We start from the raw sequence: 16,968 nt of genomic DNA on the forward strand, positions 1-16,968 counted from the left end.
CTCGAGCCCGCGGGGCGTCGGATCGTCCGGGGGGGGCGGATGCCGATCGCCCGGAGCGTCAGCCGGCGACAGGACGCGTGAGCACGGCGATGTCGTCGAGGCGCACGCGCACGCGGTCACCGACCGCCAGCCCGAGGTCGGCGCCATGCTGCACGTGCACATGGGAGCCCTCGGCGGTGGCCACCAGCGAGCGGCGGATGCTGCCGAGGAACGTGGTCTGCTCCACCACGGCATCCGTCCCCTCATCTCCCGCGCCGACGAGCCGCACGTTCTCGGGACGCACGAACACCTCGCAGGGTCCGTCGTCGGCCGCGGCGAGCAGCGGGAGGCGTCGGCCCCACACCTCGACCGTGTCGCCCGTGACGACGCCGGGCACGAGGCTCGACGACCCGACGAAGGCGGCCACCTCGGCGTTCGCGGGGCGCGTGTAGAGCTCTTCGGGGCTGCCGACCTGCAGGATGCGGCCGGCGCCCATCACGGCGACACGGTCGGACACGGCCAGCGCCTCCTCCTGGTCGTGCGTGACGAAGACGGTCGTGGTGCCCAGGCGCTGCTGGATGCGGCGGATCTCGTCGCGCAACTGCACGCGCACCTTGGCGTCGAGAGCCGACAGCGGCTCGTCGAGCAGCAGCACGCGCGGCTCTGTCACCAGGGCCCGCGCCAGCGCCACGCGCTGCTGCTGGCCGCCCGACATCTGATGCGCGTACCGATCGGCGAGGTGGCCGAGGCCCACGAGGTCGAGCGCGTCGCCCGCTCGGCGGCGAGCTTCGGCCGTGCCCACGCCGCGGCGACGCAGGCCGAACGCGGTGTTCTCGAGCGCGCGCAGGTGGGGGAACAGCGAGTACGACTGGAACACCATGCCGATGTCGCGCTTGTTCGTCGGCACGCCCGAGACATCGCGCCCGCCGATGCGCACCTCGCCCGCACTGGCCTGCTCGAGTCCCGCGAGCACGCGCAGGGCCGTCGTCTTGCCGCAGCCCGAGGGCCCGAGCAGCGACACGAACTCGCCGGGCGCGACGTCGAGGTCGACGCCGTGCAGCACGCGCGCGGAGCCGTAGTCCTTCACGACCCCGCGCAGCTCGACTCCCGAGCTCGCGCTCGGCGCCAGGGCGGTCGCTGCGGTGTCGGGAAGGGCGCGAGCGGGGGTGTCGGCGGTGGTCATGAGGTCTTCCTTCCGGCGCCGGCGCCGATGCGTCCGACACGGCCGATGATGAGCAGCAGCACGAACGCGAACGCCAGTGCGAGCAGGGTGAAGATCGCCGCGACGTAGCCGTCCTGCTTGTTGACCACGACGAGCGCGGTCTGCAGCGTCTGGCGGTTCAGCAGCGAGGCGATCGTGAACTCGCCCAGCACGACCGCGACCGAGATGAGAGCCGCCGCCAGCAGACCCTGTCGGAGGTTGGGCACGATGACCCGCAGCAGCACCGAGCCCCAGCCGGCGCCCAGCGTGCGGGCGGCTTCGGACAGGGTCGTGATGTCGATCGCGTCGATCGACGCCTGGATCGAGCGGTAGGCGAAGGGCAGCACCAGGATGCCGTAGGCGAAGGCGAGCGTCCACGCTCCGGTGCCGAGCGTGCGTCCGATCTGCAGATAGATCGGCGTGAGCCCCACCACCAGCACGATGGCAGGGATCGAGATCGGCAGGAGGGCGACGAACTCGAACACCCGCCGGAGCCGCGGGAAGGCCAGCGCGACGAGCACGAGGGTCGGGGTGAAGAGCCCGAGGACGAGGGCGACCGTGACGGCGGCCAGGATCAGGGAGTTGCCGAGACCCGTCCAGATCGGGCGGTACTTCGCGGCGTTGGCCGGGTCGAAGATGCCCGCCCAGCGATCGAACGACAGTCCCGAACCGCCGGGCAGCGGCGTGAGCGTGAAGAGTGCGGTCGCGGCGAAGGGCACGGCGAAGGCGAGGCCGACGACGACCGCGATGATCCAGCGCGCGGTGCGCGGGGGAGCGAGCGGGTTCATGCCTGCCACCTCGCCGCACGGCGCTGGATGAGCGCGTAGACCACCATGACCCCGGCCACTACGACGATCATGCCGAGGGCGAGCGCCCCCGCGAGGTTCTCGCGCCCGAGTACGGTCTCGCTGGTCAGGGCGGTGCGGATCTGCAGGGGCACGATCTGCGACCCCTGGCTCGCGAGGGCCGCGGCGGTCGCATACGACGAGAACGCGTTCGCGAACAACAGCAGCAGGCTCGCGAGGAACGACGGGGCGAGCACGGGGATGCCGACGTGGCGCCAGAAGCCGCCGCGCGTGCCGCCCAGCGTCAGGTGCGCCTCGACCCACTGCGGCTTGAGCGCGGCGAGGGCGGGCATGAACGTCAGCACCATGAGCGGGATCTGGAACACGAGGTAGGCCACGACGACCCCGGGCAGGTCGTAGAGCCACACGCCGTTCTCGTACAGCGAGATGCCGGTGAGCTGGCGCAGCATCACCGTCACCACTCCCTGCGCACCGATCGCGGCGATGAGCACGAAAGCGAGCATCACGCCGCCGAATTGGGCGAGGACCCCGGATGCCGCGTCGACGGCGGTCCGCACGGCTCCGGTCTCGGCGAGCCCGAGCAGGGCCCAGCACACCAGGGCGCCCACGACGGAGCCGATCACCGCGGTCACGAGCGACACCCACGCGGAGTTGGCGAACGTCGCCAGCACGAGCGGATCACCGAGCGCGGCGACGTTGTCGAGGGTGAGGGCACCGCCGCGACCGACGAAGCCCGAGCCCACCGCGAGCACGGTGGGCAGGGCGAGGAAGAGCACCACGTACGCGGCGAAGGGGACGAGTCCGAGCCACGCCCAGCTTCGACGCGCCGCGCCCCGCGGCGACGGAGCGGGCTGCTCCGACGCCGCGGGGACGACGACCTGGTCGAGAACGGTCACTGGACCGCCGTCGCCCACTTCTGTCCGAGGGTCTCGCCGGCCGTGGTCGACTGGGCCTCGGTCGGCACGACGGTGTCGCTCGGCGCCGTCGGCAGCGCCGCGGCGAGCGTCGCGTCGATCGTGCCGGCCGCAGTCATGGCCTCCATGCGCGCGGGGCGGGCGCCGCCCTTGAGCCAGAGGTTCTGCACCTCGTCGCTGTAGAGGAATTCCTGCCACAGGCGCGCGGCGGCCGGGTGCGGGGCGTCCTTGTTGATCGCCTGGTTGTAGTAGCCGGCGTATCCGGTGCCCGGCAGCACCACGGTCTTCCACGTCGGCACGGCCGACGCCTGCGCGGCGTTGAGGTAGTCCCAGTCGAAGACCACGGGGGTCTCGCCGCTGGCGATCGTGGCGTCGGTGGGGTCGACCTTGAGGAAATTGCCGGCCTTGTTGAGCTCGCCGAAGAACTCGATCCCGGGGGTGAAGTCGTCGAGCCTGCCGTCGTTCTGCACGGTCGCGAGGCCCACCGCGGCGAAGGCCGAACCCGCCTGCGTCGGGTCGCCGTTGATCGCCACGGCACCCTTGTAGGCCGGCTTCAGCAGGTCGCTGAGCTGGGTGGGCGCGGGGAAGCGCGCGGAGTCGTAGCCGATCGACATGTATCCGCCGTAGTCGCCGACGAACAGACCCGACGACTCCTTCAGCGCATCGGGGATCTCGTCGAAGGTCTGCACCTTGTACGCGGCGAATTTGTCGGTGTTCTGCAGGGCCACGGCGAGGCCGAGGTCGAACACGTCGGGCGCGGTGTCGAGACCCTCGTTGGCGGTCGCGGCCTGGATCTCCTCGGCGCTCGAGACGTCGGGCGACTGCTCGTTGATCGTGATCTCGGGGTAGCGCTGGGCGAACAGGTCGAGGATCTCGCCGTAGTTGGCCCACGTGCGCGGCAGCGCGATCACGTTGAGCTGGCCCTCGGCCTTGGCCGCGGTCTCGAGGTCGGCGAGGGTGCCGAAGGCGGCGACGCTCGTCGCGGTCTTCGCGTCGACGCCGCCGTCGGCGGAGGAGTCGGCGCTGCCGCCCGCGCAGCCGGCGAGCGTGAGGGCCGCGGCCGTGGCGAGGGCGAGTCCGGCGACGGTGCGGCCGGCGGAAAGGCTCGGGAATGACATGGTTTCCTCTCGGGTCTCTCGGGAGGGGCGACCGGAACGGCCGACGTGAGACGGAGGAACGCTACGAGCGCGGCGTGGCCGGCGGGGACGCGACGGGTGAATTCGATTCGTCCTGCGGGCGAACGAATCCCCTCCCGGGCGTTTTCCCGGCGCGGGGGTCGATCGTCAGCGCGACGAGCGCGCGGTGCGTCCGCGCACGATGCCCACGAACTCCTCGACGTCGGGCGTCGTCCGCTCGCGCAGCCAGGCGAGGGCGACGGTCGAGACCGGTCCGTCGCGGAGCACGCGGTACTCCACATCGCGCCGCTGGTGAGCCCGGGCGAGCGACATCGGCACCACGACGATCCCGACACCCGCGGCGACGGTCGCGATCGCCTCGGCGGTGTCGGAAGGTGGCGCGAAGCTCGGGGCCACGGCATCCGGAATCTCGAGATGCAGCACGTCGTCGGCCGGAGTGATCTGGATCTCACCGGCCAGGTCGGCGAGATCCACCTCGTCGGCCGCGGTCAGATGCGATTCCGTCGACATCACGACCACCGGCCGCTCCTCGTACAGCGCGATGACGTGAAGGTCGTCGGATGCCGCCAGCGGCAGGCGCACCAGAGCGGCGTCGACCTCGTCGAGGGCGGCCACCTGCGTCTCGACCGCGATCTCGCGCAGTTCGAGGGCGACCCGCGGCATCCGATCGCGCCACAGGCCGATCCATTTGCCGGGGGTGGCGCCCGGAATCGCGCCGAGCACGAAGGTGCGCGGCGCTTCGCGAGGGGGCCTCGGGGCGGGCTTCGGCTTCGCTTTCGGAGCGGAACCCCGCTTCGCGGGCGCGGCTTTCGAACCCTGTGCGCGACGGGGGGCTCCGCCGCGACCTCGTGCCCCGCTGCCGTTCGCCATGTCCCCAGGCTATCCGCGACGCTAACGTGGGGGCATGATCGGCATCCTGGCGCTCGCCTTCGCCGGCCTCGCGGCCCTGCTCCACGTGTACATCTTCGTGCTCGAGAGCGTCCGGTGGACCCAGCCGAAGACGTGGCGCACCTTCGGGATCGCCGACCAGCAGGCGGCCGACGTCACCAAGCCGATGGCGTACAACCAGGGCTTCTACAACCTGTTCCTCGCCATCGGCGCGTTCGTCGGAATCGTGTTCTGGCTCGTGAACGGCATCGGCGACGTAGCCGGACGCACGCTGCTCATTTTCTCGCTGGGGTCGATGGTGGCCGCCGCACTCGTGCTCGTGACCTCGGGCCGCAAATACCTGCGCCCCGCATCGATCCAGGGCACCCTGCCGCTGATCGGACTCGTGCTGGCGATCTTCGCCTGACGCTGCGCGGTCTCCGCCTGTCCTCGCAGAATCGCGCGGGCACGGCGGGATCGCCTACCGCGGGATCCGGGCAGGCGGCGACCCCGGACAAACGAAAACCCGCACGCTCCGAAGAGTCGTGCGGGTCGTTTGTGCCCGACGGGCAGTGCTCACGCCGCCAGGCGCAGGCCCCGCCGATCGGTGGCGACGGCTTCACCGTCGTTGATGATCTCGTCGTCGCCGATGAGCGAACCCACCGCGATGCGAGCGTTGTGACCCACCTGGGTGCGGACGCCGATGTGCGCGCCTGCGCCGATCACGGCACCCGCGCAGATGTGGGCGTGAGGCTCGATGCGCGCTTCCGGGCCGATGACGGCGTCGGATTCGATCCACGCGCCGCGACCGACACGAACACCCGCGGCGATCTGCACGCCGGGTTCGACGTAGGCGCCGTTCTCGACCAGCGCCGACGGGTGGACCTTCGCGCCGTGCGCGACGAGTCCGCGACCATTGACGTGCTTGCGGTAACGCAGCATCTCGCCGTGGTCGTTTTCGATGTCGATGTAGTTCTTTCCCACGATCCCCTCCGGTCGGCTCTCGGGTCCGCCGACATGTATGACAACGGGTCGGGAATGCCCTTCATTCCCTCTGGCAGTTGTTCGTCGCCCCCTAGCCGATCGGTTTCCTCGATGTCGAGAGAACGTCGGCGTGGCCCGTGGTTCAAGTTGTCCCTACGTTCTCGCACGTCGCGCCGAGCGTGATGGACGGGTTGACACGGGGAGGCGAAAGACTCGTCGGCGCGGCTCGTCGGCGCGGCTCGTCGGCGCGGCTCGTCGGCGCGGGGGAGCGGGGCAGGGCTCAACCGGGCTGGCAGGTGGGACACCAGAAGACGTTGCGTTCGCTGGTGGCCGAGGCTCCGAGCGTCGTGGCGCGGATGGGCGTGCCGCACCGGCGGCACGGCGCCCCCTCGCGCCCGTAGACCCAGAACCGGCGGCCCGGCCGGCTGTCGCCGGTGAAGGTGCGCTCGGGGCGCGGGAGGTTCGCGCGGATCATGCGCTCGCCGAGGGCGATCGTGGCCTGAGCATCGATCTCGGTCGCGGGGGTCGTCGGTGCGATCCCTCGGACGAACAGCAGCTCGTTCGCGTAGACGTTGCCGAATCCGGCGACGTTGCGCTGGTCGAGCAGGGCGACGTGCGCGGGGCGGGTGTCGGCGGCCACTCGACGCACCGCCTCGGCCTCGTCCCAGTCGTCGGCGAGCAGGTCGGGGCCCAGGTGACCGATGACGGTGTGCTCGTCGCTCGTGCGCAGCACCTCGACCATGGCGAGGTCGAACCCGACGGCGTCGGCTCCCGCGACGCCGACGATCGCACGGGCCTTGAACGCCGGGCGACGCCAGCGCTCGCCCGGGCGATAGACGTCCCACCGGCCCTCCATCTTCAGGTGCGAGTGGAGGGTGTAGCCGCCGATGCGGTGCAGCAGATGCTTGCCGCGCGCGGCGACCTCGTGCACCGTCTCGCCGCGGAGATCGGCGGTGGCGCTTCCGGGAACGCGGATGTCGAAACGGGTCACCACCTTGCCGGTGAGCGCGGCCGACAGCTTCGCTGCGGCGCGGTAGACGGTGTCACCCTCGGGCACAGGTGACTCCGTCGGTTCGGTGGGTGGGGGTCGCGGGCGATTGCTCAGGCACGGGCGGCCTCTCGCAGGGTGTCTCCCGCGGTGACCTTGCGCAGCGTCAGGCCCTTGGGCGACTCGACGAAGCCCGCCTCGCGCAGGGATCGGCCGACGGCGGTGCCGTAGACGAACTCGCCGTTGACCTGCTCGACGGTCAGGGTGTCGAGGCGCCGCTTCTTCGCCGTCTCGGCGAGGTGGCGCCCGGCCGCCTGGAGTCGCGCCTCGTCGTCGCTGAAGGCGAGGGCGCTGCGGCCTCCGCGTTCGAGGTACAGCGTCAATTCGCCGTCGACGAGCACCACGAGTCCGCCGGCCTTGCGGCCGGGTCGATGCGTGACACCCTCGATGGCTGGCCATCCGAGGGCGGCGCCGTAAGGGTTGGCCGGATCGGTGGCGGCGAGTGTGACCGCCCGGAGCGGGGGCGGATCGGCGACGGCGGCGAACTCGCGCAGACGATCGACGGTCGCCGACGCGGCGAACTGCGCGGCGCCGAGCTTCTCGATGACGTAGCCGCGGCGGCAGTGACCGGCCTCTTCGAAGCCGGCGAGGATGCGGTACACCTGCGCGAACCCGCCCGGCACGCCCTCGGACTGCACGGCCCCGCGCGTGACGACGCCGTAGCGGTCGAGCAGCAGGCTCGCGGTCGCCGTCGCGCGGGCCGCGGCATCCTCCTCCCGCTCGGGCAGGAGCGACCAGCGCCCGCCGAGCGAGGGAGGGCGGGGAGCGGAGGTCGCGCGCGGAATGGACGCGCCGCGGTACATGCGGGCGCGCGGGGCGCGGCGGGCCACCCGGTGCGACTGCCCTCCACCGCTGAGCAGGGTGCGTACAGGGGCGAAGGTGTCGTTGGTGACGCGTCCGGCCCACGTGAGGGCCCACAGCGCGTCGTTGACCGACTGCTCGTTCTCGGCCCCCGCCAACTGCCGCAACTGCGCCGAGAAGTACGCGCCCCCACCCGCGAGCGCCGCGAGCACGCGCGCCTCGAGCGAGTCGGGCGCCGGGTCGTCGGCGTCTTCGGGGTCTTGCAGGGTGAAGGGCGCCGCCTCGGCGGGATGCAGCGCGATCCACCCGTCGCGGCCGGGGAGGGTGCCGTGCCCCGACCACACGACCTCACCCGTCGCGGTCAGTTCGTCGAGCATCGCGGGCGTGTAGTCGGCGACGCGCGACGGCAGCACGAGCGACTCCCACGCACTGGCGGGAATGGGCACTCCAGCCAGTTGCTCGACCACGGCGAGCACCCCATCCACCCCTTCGAGGGGGCGGCCGAGGTGCTGCCACACCGGGAGGAAGCGGGCGTACGCCGCCGGTGAGACGGGCTCGACGCTGCCGCGGATCGCCGCGAGGGAGCGCATGCGCAACCGACGCAGCACCTCGGCGTCGCACCACTCCATCTCGTCGCCGCGTCCGGAATCACCGGCCCCTGGGCCCGCCGAAGAGGCGGGAAGGAAGAACCCGCTCGAGAGGCGCCCCTGCGACTCGAGGCGCTGCAGAGTGAGTCGCGCGACCGCGATGCCGACACCCAGGCGCTGCGCAACGGCATCCGTCGTGAAGGGGGCGTGCGTGCGCGCGAAGCGGGCGACCAGGTCGCCGAGTGGATCGGCGAGCGGCTCGAGGAAGGCGTTCGGAATGCCGACGGGAAGGGCCGCGCCGAGGGCATCACGCAGTCGGCCGGCGTCTTCGATCCCCGCGACTCGCGGGATGCCCGCGATGGTCACGCGGATCGCGCGGCGGTCGTCGACCAGGGCCGCGAGATGGCACTCCGCCTCGGCGAGGGCGTCGCCCTCGGTGTCGAGGCGTTGTGCGACCTCGCCCGCATCGAGGGGTCCGAGGATGCGGAGCAGGTCGGCGACGCCCTCGACGCCCCGGGCCTTGCGGTCGGGATCGAGGCGCTGGGCCTCGCGCTCGAACTGCGCGATGACGTCGGGGTCGAGCAGCTCGCGCATCTCGACCTTGCCGAGCAGCTCGCTCAACAGGGCCGGGTCGACCGACAGCGCCGCCGCGCGACGCTCGGCGAGCGGAGAGTCGCCCTCGTACATGAACGCCCCGACGTAGCCGAAGAGCAGATCGCGGGCGTAGGGCGAGGGCTGCGACGTGGTGATCTCGACGAGGCGGATGCGGCGCTCGCCGATCTGCCGGGTCAGCCGCAGCAGGGCGGGCAGGTCGTAGACGTCTTGCAGGACCTCGCGCAGCGTCTCGAGGATGATCGGGAACGCGGGGTGTCGCTTGGCCACCTCGAGCAGCTGGGCGGAGCGCTGCCGCTGCTGCCAGAGCGGAGACCGCCGGTTGGGGTTCAGCCGGGGCAGCAGAAGGGCGCGCGCGGCGCACTCGCGGAAGCGCGAGGCGAACAGCGCGGAACCGCCCACCTCGTCGGTGACGATCTGCTCGAGCTCGTCGGCCTCGAAGACGAACAGGTCGGCGCCGGGCGGCTCGGCCGCGGCATCGGGCACCCGGGCGATGATGCCGTCGTCGCTCGCGACCGCCGCCCCCTCGACGCCGAGTCGCTCGCGGATGCGGGCGTTGACGGCGAGAGCCCACGGAGCGTGCACCTGCATGCCGTACGGGGAATGCAGGATGATGCGCCAGTCGCCGACCTCGTCGCGGCTGCGCTCGACGGTCAGCGTCTTGTCAGTGGGAAGGCTCCCTGTGGCCTCGCGTTGCTCGGCCAGATACGCCAGCAGGTTGGTGATGGCGTTGTCGTCGAGCCCCGACTCTCGCAGGCGCTCCTCGGCCTTGCCTCGGTCGATGCCCGCGATGTCGCGCGAGAACTTTCCGAGAGCCTCGCCGAGTTCGGCCGGTCGGCCGATGCCGTCACCGTGCCAGAACGGGAGCTTGCCGGGCTGGCCGAAGGCGGGCAGCACGTTGACGCGGTCGTGGGTGATCTCGACGATGCGCCAGCTCGTGGTGCCGAGGGTGAAGACGTCGTTGACGCGCGATTCGTAGACCATCTCTTCGTCGAGCTCGCCGACGCGGGCGTTCTGCGACTCGCCCGCGACGAAGACGCCGAACAAACCGCGGTCGGGAATGGTGCCGCCGCTGGTGACAGCGACGCGCTGCGCTCCGGGTCGGCCCGTGAGCGTGCCGGCGTCGCGGTCCCAGACCAGGCGGGGGCGCAGCTCGGCGAACTCGTCGGAGGGATAGCGGCCGGCCAGGAGATCGAGCGTGGCCTCGTACGCCGAGCGGGGGAGCGAGCGGAACGGCGCGCTGCGCTTGACCGTGTCGAACCACTCCTCGACGTCGATCGCGCCGAGGGCCGAGGCGGCGACGGTCTGCTGGGCGAGGATGTCGAGCGGGTTCTGGGGCACCGAGATCGCCTCGATCTGCCCGGCGAGCATGCGCTCGGTGACCACGGCGGTGTGCAGCACGTCGCTGCGGTGCTTGGGGAAGAGCGCCGCCCGGCTGACCTCTCCGACCTGGTGGCCGGCGCGCCCGATGCGCTGCAGGCCGGAGGCCGCGCTCGGCGGCGACTCGACCTGGATGACGAGGTCGACCGAGCCCATGTCGATGCCGAGCTCGAGGCTGCTGGTCGCGACGACGCACCGCAGCACGCCCGACTTCAGTTCGTCTTCGACCTGGGCGCGCTGTTCTTTCGACACCGAGCCGTGGTGGGCCTTGGCGAGGATCGCCGCGACGCCCGCCGAAGAGCCCGCCTGGGCCATGGTCGCCGCGGGAACAGTCGGCTCGGGCACGTCGATGCCCTGCCGCTCGGCGTAGATCTCGTTCAGCCGGCCCGTCAGACGCTCGGCCAGGCGACGCGAATTCGCGAACACGATCGTCGAGCGCCGTTGGAGGATGCGGTCGACGATCGCCTCTTCGACGTGCGGCCAGACCGACCCGGCCATCTCGGTGCTCTCGGGGCGTTCGGAGAACCATTCGCCGTCGACGGCCTCGTCGGGGGCCGGCGAGCCCGGGGGCGGCGGCGGGTTGAGCATGTCGTCGATCGGCACCACGACCGAGAGGTCGTAGGCCTTGGTCGCCCGCGGGGCGACGATGTCGACCGGCTGAGCCCCGCCGAGGAAACGCGCCACCTCATCGATGGGACGCACGGTGGCCGAGAGGCCGATGCGCTGGGCCGGCTTGTCGAGCAGGGCGTCGAGCCGCTCGAGGCTCACCGCCAGGTGCGCGCCCCGCTTGGTGGCCGCGACCGCGTGCACCTCGTCGATGATCACCGTGTGCACGCCGCGCAGCGTCTCGGCCGCCTGGCTCGTGAGCATCAGGTAGAGCGACTCGGGCGTGGTGATGAGGATGTCGGGAGGCGCGGTCACGAGCTTGCGTCGGTCGCTCGAACTCGTGTCGCCCGAGCGCACGCCCACCGTCACCGCGGGCACGTCGATCCCGAGACGGCGCGCGGACTGCCCGATCCCGACGAGCGGCGAGCGGAGGTTGCGCTCGACGTCGACGCCGAGGGCCTTCAGCGGTGAGATGTAGAGGATGCGGGTAGTGGTCGGAGGCGCTTTCGGGGCAGCGCTCTTGCCGCGGCGTGCGGGAGCGGCATCCGGAACCTCGGGCCCCTTCTCACGGAACACCCGGTCGATCGCGAAGAGGAAGGCCGACAGCGTCTTGCCCGAACCGGTGGGCGCGACCACGAGCGCGTTGCGGCCCGACGACACGGATTCCCACGCGCCCTTCTGCGCATTGGTCGGCGCTGAGAAGGCGCCACGGAACCAGTCCTGCGTCGCAGGACCGAATCTCTCCAACACGTCGGCCATGCCGACATCCTCTCCCGGACCTCCGACATCGGGTCGGGGTTGACGTTCGCCCGCCGCGGAAACACCCGCTCAGACCGGCTCCTCGCGGAGCCTCCCCTCCCTCAGCTCGAGCCGCAGGTCGAGGCCGAGGCGCGCGAGGAAGCCGTCGTCGTGGCTCACGACGAGCACCGCCCCGCGATAGGCCTGCAGAGCGGTGACGAGCTGGTCGACGGTGTCGAGGTCGAGGTTGTTCGTCGGCTCGTCGAGCACCAACAGCTGCGGGGGCGGGTCGGCGAAGAGCAGCCGGGCGAGCGCCACCCGGAAGCGCTCGCCGCCCGACAGCGACGACACCGGCCGCGCGACGGTGTCGCCGCGGAGCAGGAACCGCGCCAGACGATCGCGCAGCTCCGCGTCGGACACGCCGGGCGCCGCCGCCCGGATGCTCTCGAGCACGGATCGGTCGTCGTCCAACCCGTCGAGTCGCTGCGGCAGATAGCCGAGCCGATCGACGTGCGTCCGGGAGCGAACGGATGCCGTGGGCTCGCCGCCGCGCACGAGGAACTCGAGCAGCGTGGTCTTGTCGGCGCCGTTCGGCCCGACCACCGCGACGCGTTCGCGACCGGTGACGATCCACGCGTGCTCGTCGTCGCCGAGCGAGAGGACGCGCCGCCCGGCGGCATTGCCGGGATCGGGCAGGTCGATGCGGACGACGTCGTCGTCGCGGACCCGAGCCGACGCCTCAGCCAGGGCCAACCGAGCGGACTCCTCTTTTGCGCGTGTCTCGGTGCGCAGCCGCCCCGCGCTGACCTGGGCGGCGCTGGCGCGAAGGCCCGCGGCGATCCCGGGCACACGTTTCTCGACCTGCGCCTTGCGCGCCGTGCGTGAGCGGGCGGCGAGCTTGTCCTGGGCCTCGATGCGTTCGCGACGCTCACGACGCACTGCCTGGGCGGCGTCGCGTTCGGCGCGGAGGGCGACCTCCTGCTCGGCGTCGCGGTGGGCACGCCACACGCTGTACGGTCCGCGGACGACGCTGAGCTCGTGCGTGTACAGCTCGGCGGTGGCATCCATCAGCTCGAGCAGACCGACGTCGTGACTGACCACGACGAGCGCGCCCGGCCACGACCGCACCAGCTCCGCGACCCGAGCGCGCGCGTCGCGGTCGAGATCGTTCGTGGGCTCGTCCAGCAGAGTGACCGCTGCCTGCGCGGCGCGCACGCCGAGCAGGGCGACCAGCATCGCCTCCCCGCCCGACAGCTGTCGGACCGTGCGTTCGAGGGCTTCGGGCGGCAGACCCGCCTCGGCGAGCAGGGCGTGGGCGCGCGCCTCGACGTCCCAGTCGTCGCCCACGGCGTCGAAGTGGCGGGGATCGACGTCGCCGCTCTCGATCGCGCGCAGCGCGGACAGGGGTTGCTGCACGCCGAGAAGCGAGGCGACGGGACGATGGGGGTCGACGATCGGACGCTGGGGGAGCATCGCGACCGCACCCGAGGCGGAGACGTGCCCCGAGGTCGGGACGAGCAGACCGGCGGCCACGCGCAGCAGCGTCGACTTACCGGCCCCGTTGCGACCGACCAGGCCGGTACGGCCGACGCCGATCGCCCCCGAGATCTCGTCGAGGGCGACGGTTCCGTCGGGCCACACGAGGCGGACACGGTCGAAAACGAGGGAAGGAGGAAGAGATGACAAGACGGAACTCCGATGACGCGGGGTGCGCGGACACCGGACCCGTCCGCATCAGCGGAGGGATGCCGAGAAGACGGCGGGTCGACGGGTCAGCGCGCGGACAGGGGCGCGGAAGCGTCGACGTTCTTCACCGGAGGAGACCTCGTTCTCGGGGACAGGAGCACTCACGATAACCGACGGTCGGTTCGTGCGGTACCCCTCTGGTCACGTCGCGTCGTCACCGGCGCGGTCGGCCAGCCGTTCGTCGAGGAAGGCGCGCACGTCGTCGAGCTCGTCTTGCGAGATCGAGTGCGTGAGCCCCGGGTACACCCGGCCGCGGAGGTCGCTGTGAGCGGGGAGCCACTGGGATGTCGCGTCGATCAGAGGCGTCGGGATGACGTCGTCGGCGGCCCCGCGGCCCCAGAACACCGGCGGGCGTCGTTCGCCGAGCACGGCGTCGCCGGGCAGCTCACCTCCTGCGACGTACCCCGCCAGCACGACCGCGAACTGCACGGCATCCGGATTCGCCCGGAGGGTTTGCAGCGCGACGGCACCGCCCTGCGAGAAACCGAGGAGTCCGACGGGGCCATCACCCACGGCGTCGCGGATCCAGGCGAGCACCGCCTGAGCGGCGCGGGTGACCGCGTCGGGATCACGACCGTCGAGACCCTCGATCGGGTACCACGACGCGCCCGGCATGGGCCAGGGCGGCGAGAGCGGTGCGCGCAGGCTCGCCACCACGAAGGCCTCGGGCAGGTACGGCACCAGACCGAACAGGTCGTGTTCGTCGGAGCCGTAGCCGTGCAGCAACAGCAGGACGGGCCGGCCGACGCGCTCTGCGGGCGGTACCGACCACCGCACGACGGACGGGTCGAGGGAGGACTCAACACTCATGCGGCCATTGTGGCAAGGGCCTCCGACATCGCCCGCACCGCGGCCCGCGATCTGCTCCGGCGCGCGGCCCGCGGACGGTACCGTTCCGGTCTCCGTGGGCCGGACACGCGGCACCCGGGCCGGTCGGTTGATATACAGGGAGCATGCCCGTGCGCACCCCCGATCCCGAACCCGGTGACAACGGCGATGAGCGCGAGTCGCTCGGAGCCTCCTTCTCGGGTGCCCCCGCGGCGCCCAATTCCAACCCGGGGTGGCTGAGCGAGGTCGAACTCGCGGAGGCGCGGCGACGCCTGCCGATGCTTTACGTCGAGGCGCTGCCCGTGCGCACCGACGGCATGGGTGCCGTCACCCAGGTCGGCATCCTGCTGCGGGCGACGCCGCTCGGCGAGATGACCCGCACCCTCGTCTCGGGCCGCGTCCGCTACGGCGAGACGGTCCGCGACGCACTCTTCCGTCACCTCGAGAACGACCTCGGACCGATGGCGTTCCCACTGCTCCCGCCCTCGCCGACACCCTTCACGGTCGCCGAGTACTTTCCCCTCCCCGGGGTCAGCGCGTTCCACGACGACCGCCAGCACGCCGTGGCGCTCGCTTTCGTCGTCCCCGTCACGGGCACGTGCGAACCGCGCCAGGACGCGCTCGAGGTCACCTGGCTCTCGCCCGAGGAGGCGGCATCCGACGCCCTGTCCGATGAGATGGAGGGCGGCCGCGGCACCCTCATCCGTCAGGCGCTCGCCTCGGTGGGCGCCCTGCGCTGACCCCTCGGGCCCGGGCCCGTGCGCCGGATCATTGCCTGTGTCGGAGGCCCTGCCTAGGGTCGAAGCATGCCGCATCCTCCCCTGGAACCCCTGACCCTCCCGCGCGATCTCGACGGCTGGCGAGCGTTCGCCGACGACCGTCCGACCGAGCGCCTCGCGCGCGTGGCCGAGATCGACGCCCGACTCACCGCCGAGTCCGACCTCCCACTGCGCGAGCGTCTCGCGCTGTGGAACGAGGCCGAGATCGCCCTGAGCGAGGCCGCGGCGCCCTCGCACCTGGTGAGCGAATCGCATCCGGATGCCGAGGTGCGAGACGCCGCCGAGAAGCAGGCGCAGGCGGTCGACGCCGTGCAGTCGCGCCGGCTGCTCGACCGCGCGCTGTGGGGCGTCTTCGCCGACGCCGCCGCCGATGGACTCGACGCCGACGAGCAGCGCCTCCTCGCCCAGATCCAGCGCGACTTCCGTCGCGGCGGCGTCGACCTCGACGACGCCGACCGCGAGCGCGTGCGCGAGCTCACCGACCGCGACACCGAGCTCTCGCTGACCTTCTCGCGCAACATCCGCGAAGGTCGCCGCGAGATCCGGGTGCCCGCGTCGTCGCTCGACGGGCTCCCCGACGACTTCATCGCCGAGCACCCGGTCGACGCCGACGGGATGGTGACGCTCACCACCGAGTACACCGACCTCATGCCGGTGCGCGAGTACGCGCGCGACCGCGCGGTTCGCCACGAGCTCATGGGGGCCTACAACGACCTCGCGTGGCCCGTGAACGAGCCCGTGCTCGCCGAGCTGCTGGCGGTGCGCGCCGAGCGCGCGAAGCTGCTCGGGTACGGCGACTGGGCCGACTACGAGACCGAGACCCGCATGATCGGGTCGTCGGCCGCGGTGAAGGCGTTCCTCGAGAAGGTGGCGGATGCCGTGGCTCCCGCCGCCGCCGTCGAGTACGACCGCGTCCTCGAGCGTCTCCGCCGCGACGAGCCCACCGCCGACGCCGTCACGATCGCCGACTTCTGGTACGTCCTCAGCGCCCTCAAGCGCGAGGAGTACGACGTCGACTCACAGCTCGTGCGCTCGTACTTCCGCTTTGACCGCGTTCTCGAGGGAGTCCTCGCGACCACCGCTCGCCTTCTCGATGTGGAGTACGTCCCCGTCGACGCCCCCTCGTGGCACGACGACGTGCGCACCTACGACGTCGTGCGCGGAGCGGAGCGCCTCGGGCGCATCCATCTCGACCTGCATCCGCGTGACGGCAAGTACAACCACGCGGCGTGCTTCGGCCTGGCGCCCGGCATCACCGACCGGTCGCTTCCCGAGTCGGTGCTGCTGTGCAACTTCTCGCGCGGCCTGCTCGAGCACGACGAGGTGGTGACGTTCTTCCACGAGTTCGGTCACCTCGTGCACGACATCCTCGGCGGCCACCAGAAGTGGGCGCGGTGGACGGGCGTGGCGACCGAGTGGGACTTCGTCGAGGCCCCCAGCCAGCTGCTCGAGGAGTGGGCGTGGGACGCCGAGGCGCTCGCCGCCTTCGCGGTGAACGACGCGGGCGAGCCGATCCCGGCCGATCTGGTCGCGCGCATGCGCACGGCAGACGCCTTCGGCCGGGCCCTGGAGGTCACGCGTCAGCTCGGGCACGCCACCACCTCGTACCGCCTGCACGTCGACCGCCCCGCCGACCTCGCCGGGGCCGTCGACGGCTACTATCGCGCCGCCAGCCCCGTCACCCCGCTCGACGGCTCGCACTCGTACGCGGGCTTCGGGCACCTGACCGGCTACGGCGCCTGCTACTACACGTATCAGTGGAGCCTCGTGATCGCCCGCGACCTGCTGTCGGCCTTCGGCGACGATCTGTTCGACGTCGACACGGCCGCGCGGTACCGGCGCGAGATCCTCGAGCCGGGCGGCACCCGCGACGCCCGCGACCTCGTGCAGTCGTTCCTCGGTCGCGAGTCGACGTTCGACGCCTACCGGGCCTGGCTCGCGGGAGCGTGAACGACG

13 protein-coding genes are annotated in these 16,968 nt (G+C 71.8%); 3 read left to right on the forward strand and 10 right to left on the reverse strand.

Annotated elements, in window-relative coordinates; genetic code table 11:
* Positions 1–58: 58 nt before the first annotated feature.
* The 5 genes from M3667_RS05620 to M3667_RS05640 form a co-directional block, all read right to left on the reverse strand.
* Positions 59–1,162 carry an ABC transporter ATP-binding protein gene (locus M3667_RS05620; RefSeq protein WP_251506096.1) on the reverse strand — a complete coding sequence of 368 codons (1,104 nt, stop codon included), beginning with the start codon at positions 1,160–1,162 and terminating at the stop codon, positions 59–61.
* A complete protein-coding gene (locus tag M3667_RS05625) occupies positions 1,159–1,968 on the reverse strand; it encodes an ABC transporter permease (protein WP_251506099.1) in 810 nt (269 codons plus the stop codon). The genes M3667_RS05620 and M3667_RS05625 overlap by 4 nt, the downstream gene beginning before the upstream one ends.
* Positions 1,965–2,882, reverse strand: coding sequence for an ABC transporter permease subunit (locus tag M3667_RS05630; RefSeq protein WP_251506102.1), 918 nt, complete (start codon positions 2,880–2,882; stop codon positions 1,965–1,967). Before M3667_RS05630 ends, M3667_RS05625 begins: the two co-directional genes overlap by 4 nt.
* On the reverse strand, positions 2,879–4,018 hold the full coding sequence (locus M3667_RS05635) for an ABC transporter substrate-binding protein (protein ID WP_251506105.1): 1,140 nt from the start codon (positions 4,016–4,018) through the stop codon (positions 2,879–2,881). Before M3667_RS05635 ends, M3667_RS05630 begins: the two co-directional genes overlap by 4 nt.
* Positions 4,019–4,183: 165 nt before the next feature.
* Positions 4,184–4,759, reverse strand: a complete 576-nt coding sequence (locus tag M3667_RS05640; RefSeq protein ID WP_251506108.1) for a LysR substrate-binding domain-containing protein — start codon at positions 4,757–4,759, stop codon at positions 4,184–4,186.
* 181 nt (positions 4,760–4,940) lie between these two features.
* Between M3667_RS05640 and M3667_RS05645 the strand changes: the two genes are divergently transcribed.
* Entirely contained in the window at positions 4,941–5,330 is a 390-nt protein-coding gene (locus M3667_RS05645; protein ID WP_251506111.1) for a DUF1304 domain-containing protein, read from the forward strand.
* A gap of 149 nt (positions 5,331–5,479) precedes the next feature.
* Here the strand turns inward: M3667_RS05645 and M3667_RS05650 are convergent, their stop codons facing one another.
* The 5 genes from M3667_RS05650 to M3667_RS05670 all read right to left on the reverse strand — a co-directional run bounded on the left by M3667_RS05650 (position 5,480) and on the right by M3667_RS05670 (position 14,215).
* On the reverse strand, positions 5,480–5,887 hold the full coding sequence (locus M3667_RS05650) for a transferase (RefSeq protein WP_144829878.1): 408 nt from the start codon (positions 5,885–5,887) through the stop codon (positions 5,480–5,482).
* Positions 5,888–6,167: 280 nt separating this feature from the next.
* Positions 6,168–6,944, reverse strand: coding sequence for a DNA-formamidopyrimidine glycosylase family protein (locus tag M3667_RS05655; RefSeq protein WP_251506113.1), 777 nt, complete (start codon positions 6,942–6,944; stop codon positions 6,168–6,170).
* Between the two features lie 44 nt (positions 6,945–6,988).
* On the reverse strand, positions 6,989–11,680 hold the full coding sequence (locus tag M3667_RS05660; protein ID WP_251506115.1) for an ATP-dependent helicase: 4,692 nt from the start codon (positions 11,678–11,680) through the stop codon (positions 6,989–6,991).
* A gap of 69 nt (positions 11,681–11,749) precedes the next feature.
* A complete protein-coding gene (locus M3667_RS05665) occupies positions 11,750–13,345 on the reverse strand; it encodes an ABC-F family ATP-binding cassette domain-containing protein (protein WP_251506119.1) in 1,596 nt (531 codons plus the stop codon).
* Positions 13,346–13,546: 201 nt separating this feature from the next.
* Complete coding sequence (locus tag M3667_RS05670) at positions 13,547–14,215, reverse strand: alpha/beta hydrolase (protein ID WP_251506122.1); 669 nt, start codon at positions 14,213–14,215, stop codon at positions 13,547–13,549.
* Between the two features lie 143 nt (positions 14,216–14,358).
* Between M3667_RS05670 and M3667_RS05675 the strand changes: the two genes are divergently transcribed.
* Together M3667_RS05675 and M3667_RS05680 are read left to right on the forward strand one after the other, a co-directional pair.
* A complete protein-coding gene (locus M3667_RS05675; RefSeq protein WP_144829862.1) occupies positions 14,359–14,973 on the forward strand; it encodes an NUDIX hydrolase family protein in 615 nt (204 codons plus the stop codon).
* A 66-nt stretch (positions 14,974–15,039) separates the two neighbouring features.
* A complete protein-coding gene (locus tag M3667_RS05680; protein ID WP_251506125.1) occupies positions 15,040–16,962 on the forward strand; it encodes a M3 family metallopeptidase in 1,923 nt (640 codons plus the stop codon).
* Positions 16,963–16,968 lie beyond the last annotated feature (6 nt).

Source organism: Microbacterium sp. P26 (genome assembly GCF_023712585.1).
GTDB classification, from domain to species: Bacteria; Actinomycetota; Actinomycetes; order Actinomycetales; family Microbacteriaceae; genus Microbacterium; species Microbacterium algihabitans_A.

What these genes read in the sequence shown, in the direction of transcription:
- M3667_RS05620 (WP_251506096.1), bottom strand. Translation starts at nt 1,162, where the DNA reads ATGACCACCGCCGACACCCCCGCTCGCGCCCTTCCCGACACCGCAGCG.
- M3667_RS05625 (WP_251506099.1), bottom strand. Translation starts at nt 1,968, where the DNA reads ATGAACCCGCTCGCTCCCCCGCGCACCGCGCGCTGGATCATCGCGGTC.
- M3667_RS05635 (WP_251506105.1), bottom strand. Translation starts at nt 4,018, where the DNA reads ATGTCATTCCCGAGCCTTTCCGCCGGCCGCACCGTCGCCGGACTCGCC.
- M3667_RS05645 (WP_251506111.1), top strand. Translation starts at nt 4,941, where the DNA reads ATGATCGGCATCCTGGCGCTCGCCTTCGCCGGCCTCGCGGCCCTGCTC.
- M3667_RS05660 (WP_251506115.1), bottom strand. Translation starts at nt 11,680, where the DNA reads ATGGCCGACGTGTTGGAGAGATTCGGTCCTGCGACGCAGGACTGGTTC.
- M3667_RS05670 (WP_251506122.1), bottom strand. Translation starts at nt 14,215, where the DNA reads ATGAGTGTTGAGTCCTCCCTCGACCCGTCCGTCGTGCGGTGGTCGGTA.
- M3667_RS05675 (WP_144829862.1), top strand. Translation starts at nt 14,359, where the DNA reads ATGCCCGTGCGCACCCCCGATCCCGAACCCGGTGACAACGGCGATGAG.
- M3667_RS05680 (WP_251506125.1), top strand. Translation starts at nt 15,040, where the DNA reads ATGCCGCATCCTCCCCTGGAACCCCTGACCCTCCCGCGCGATCTCGAC.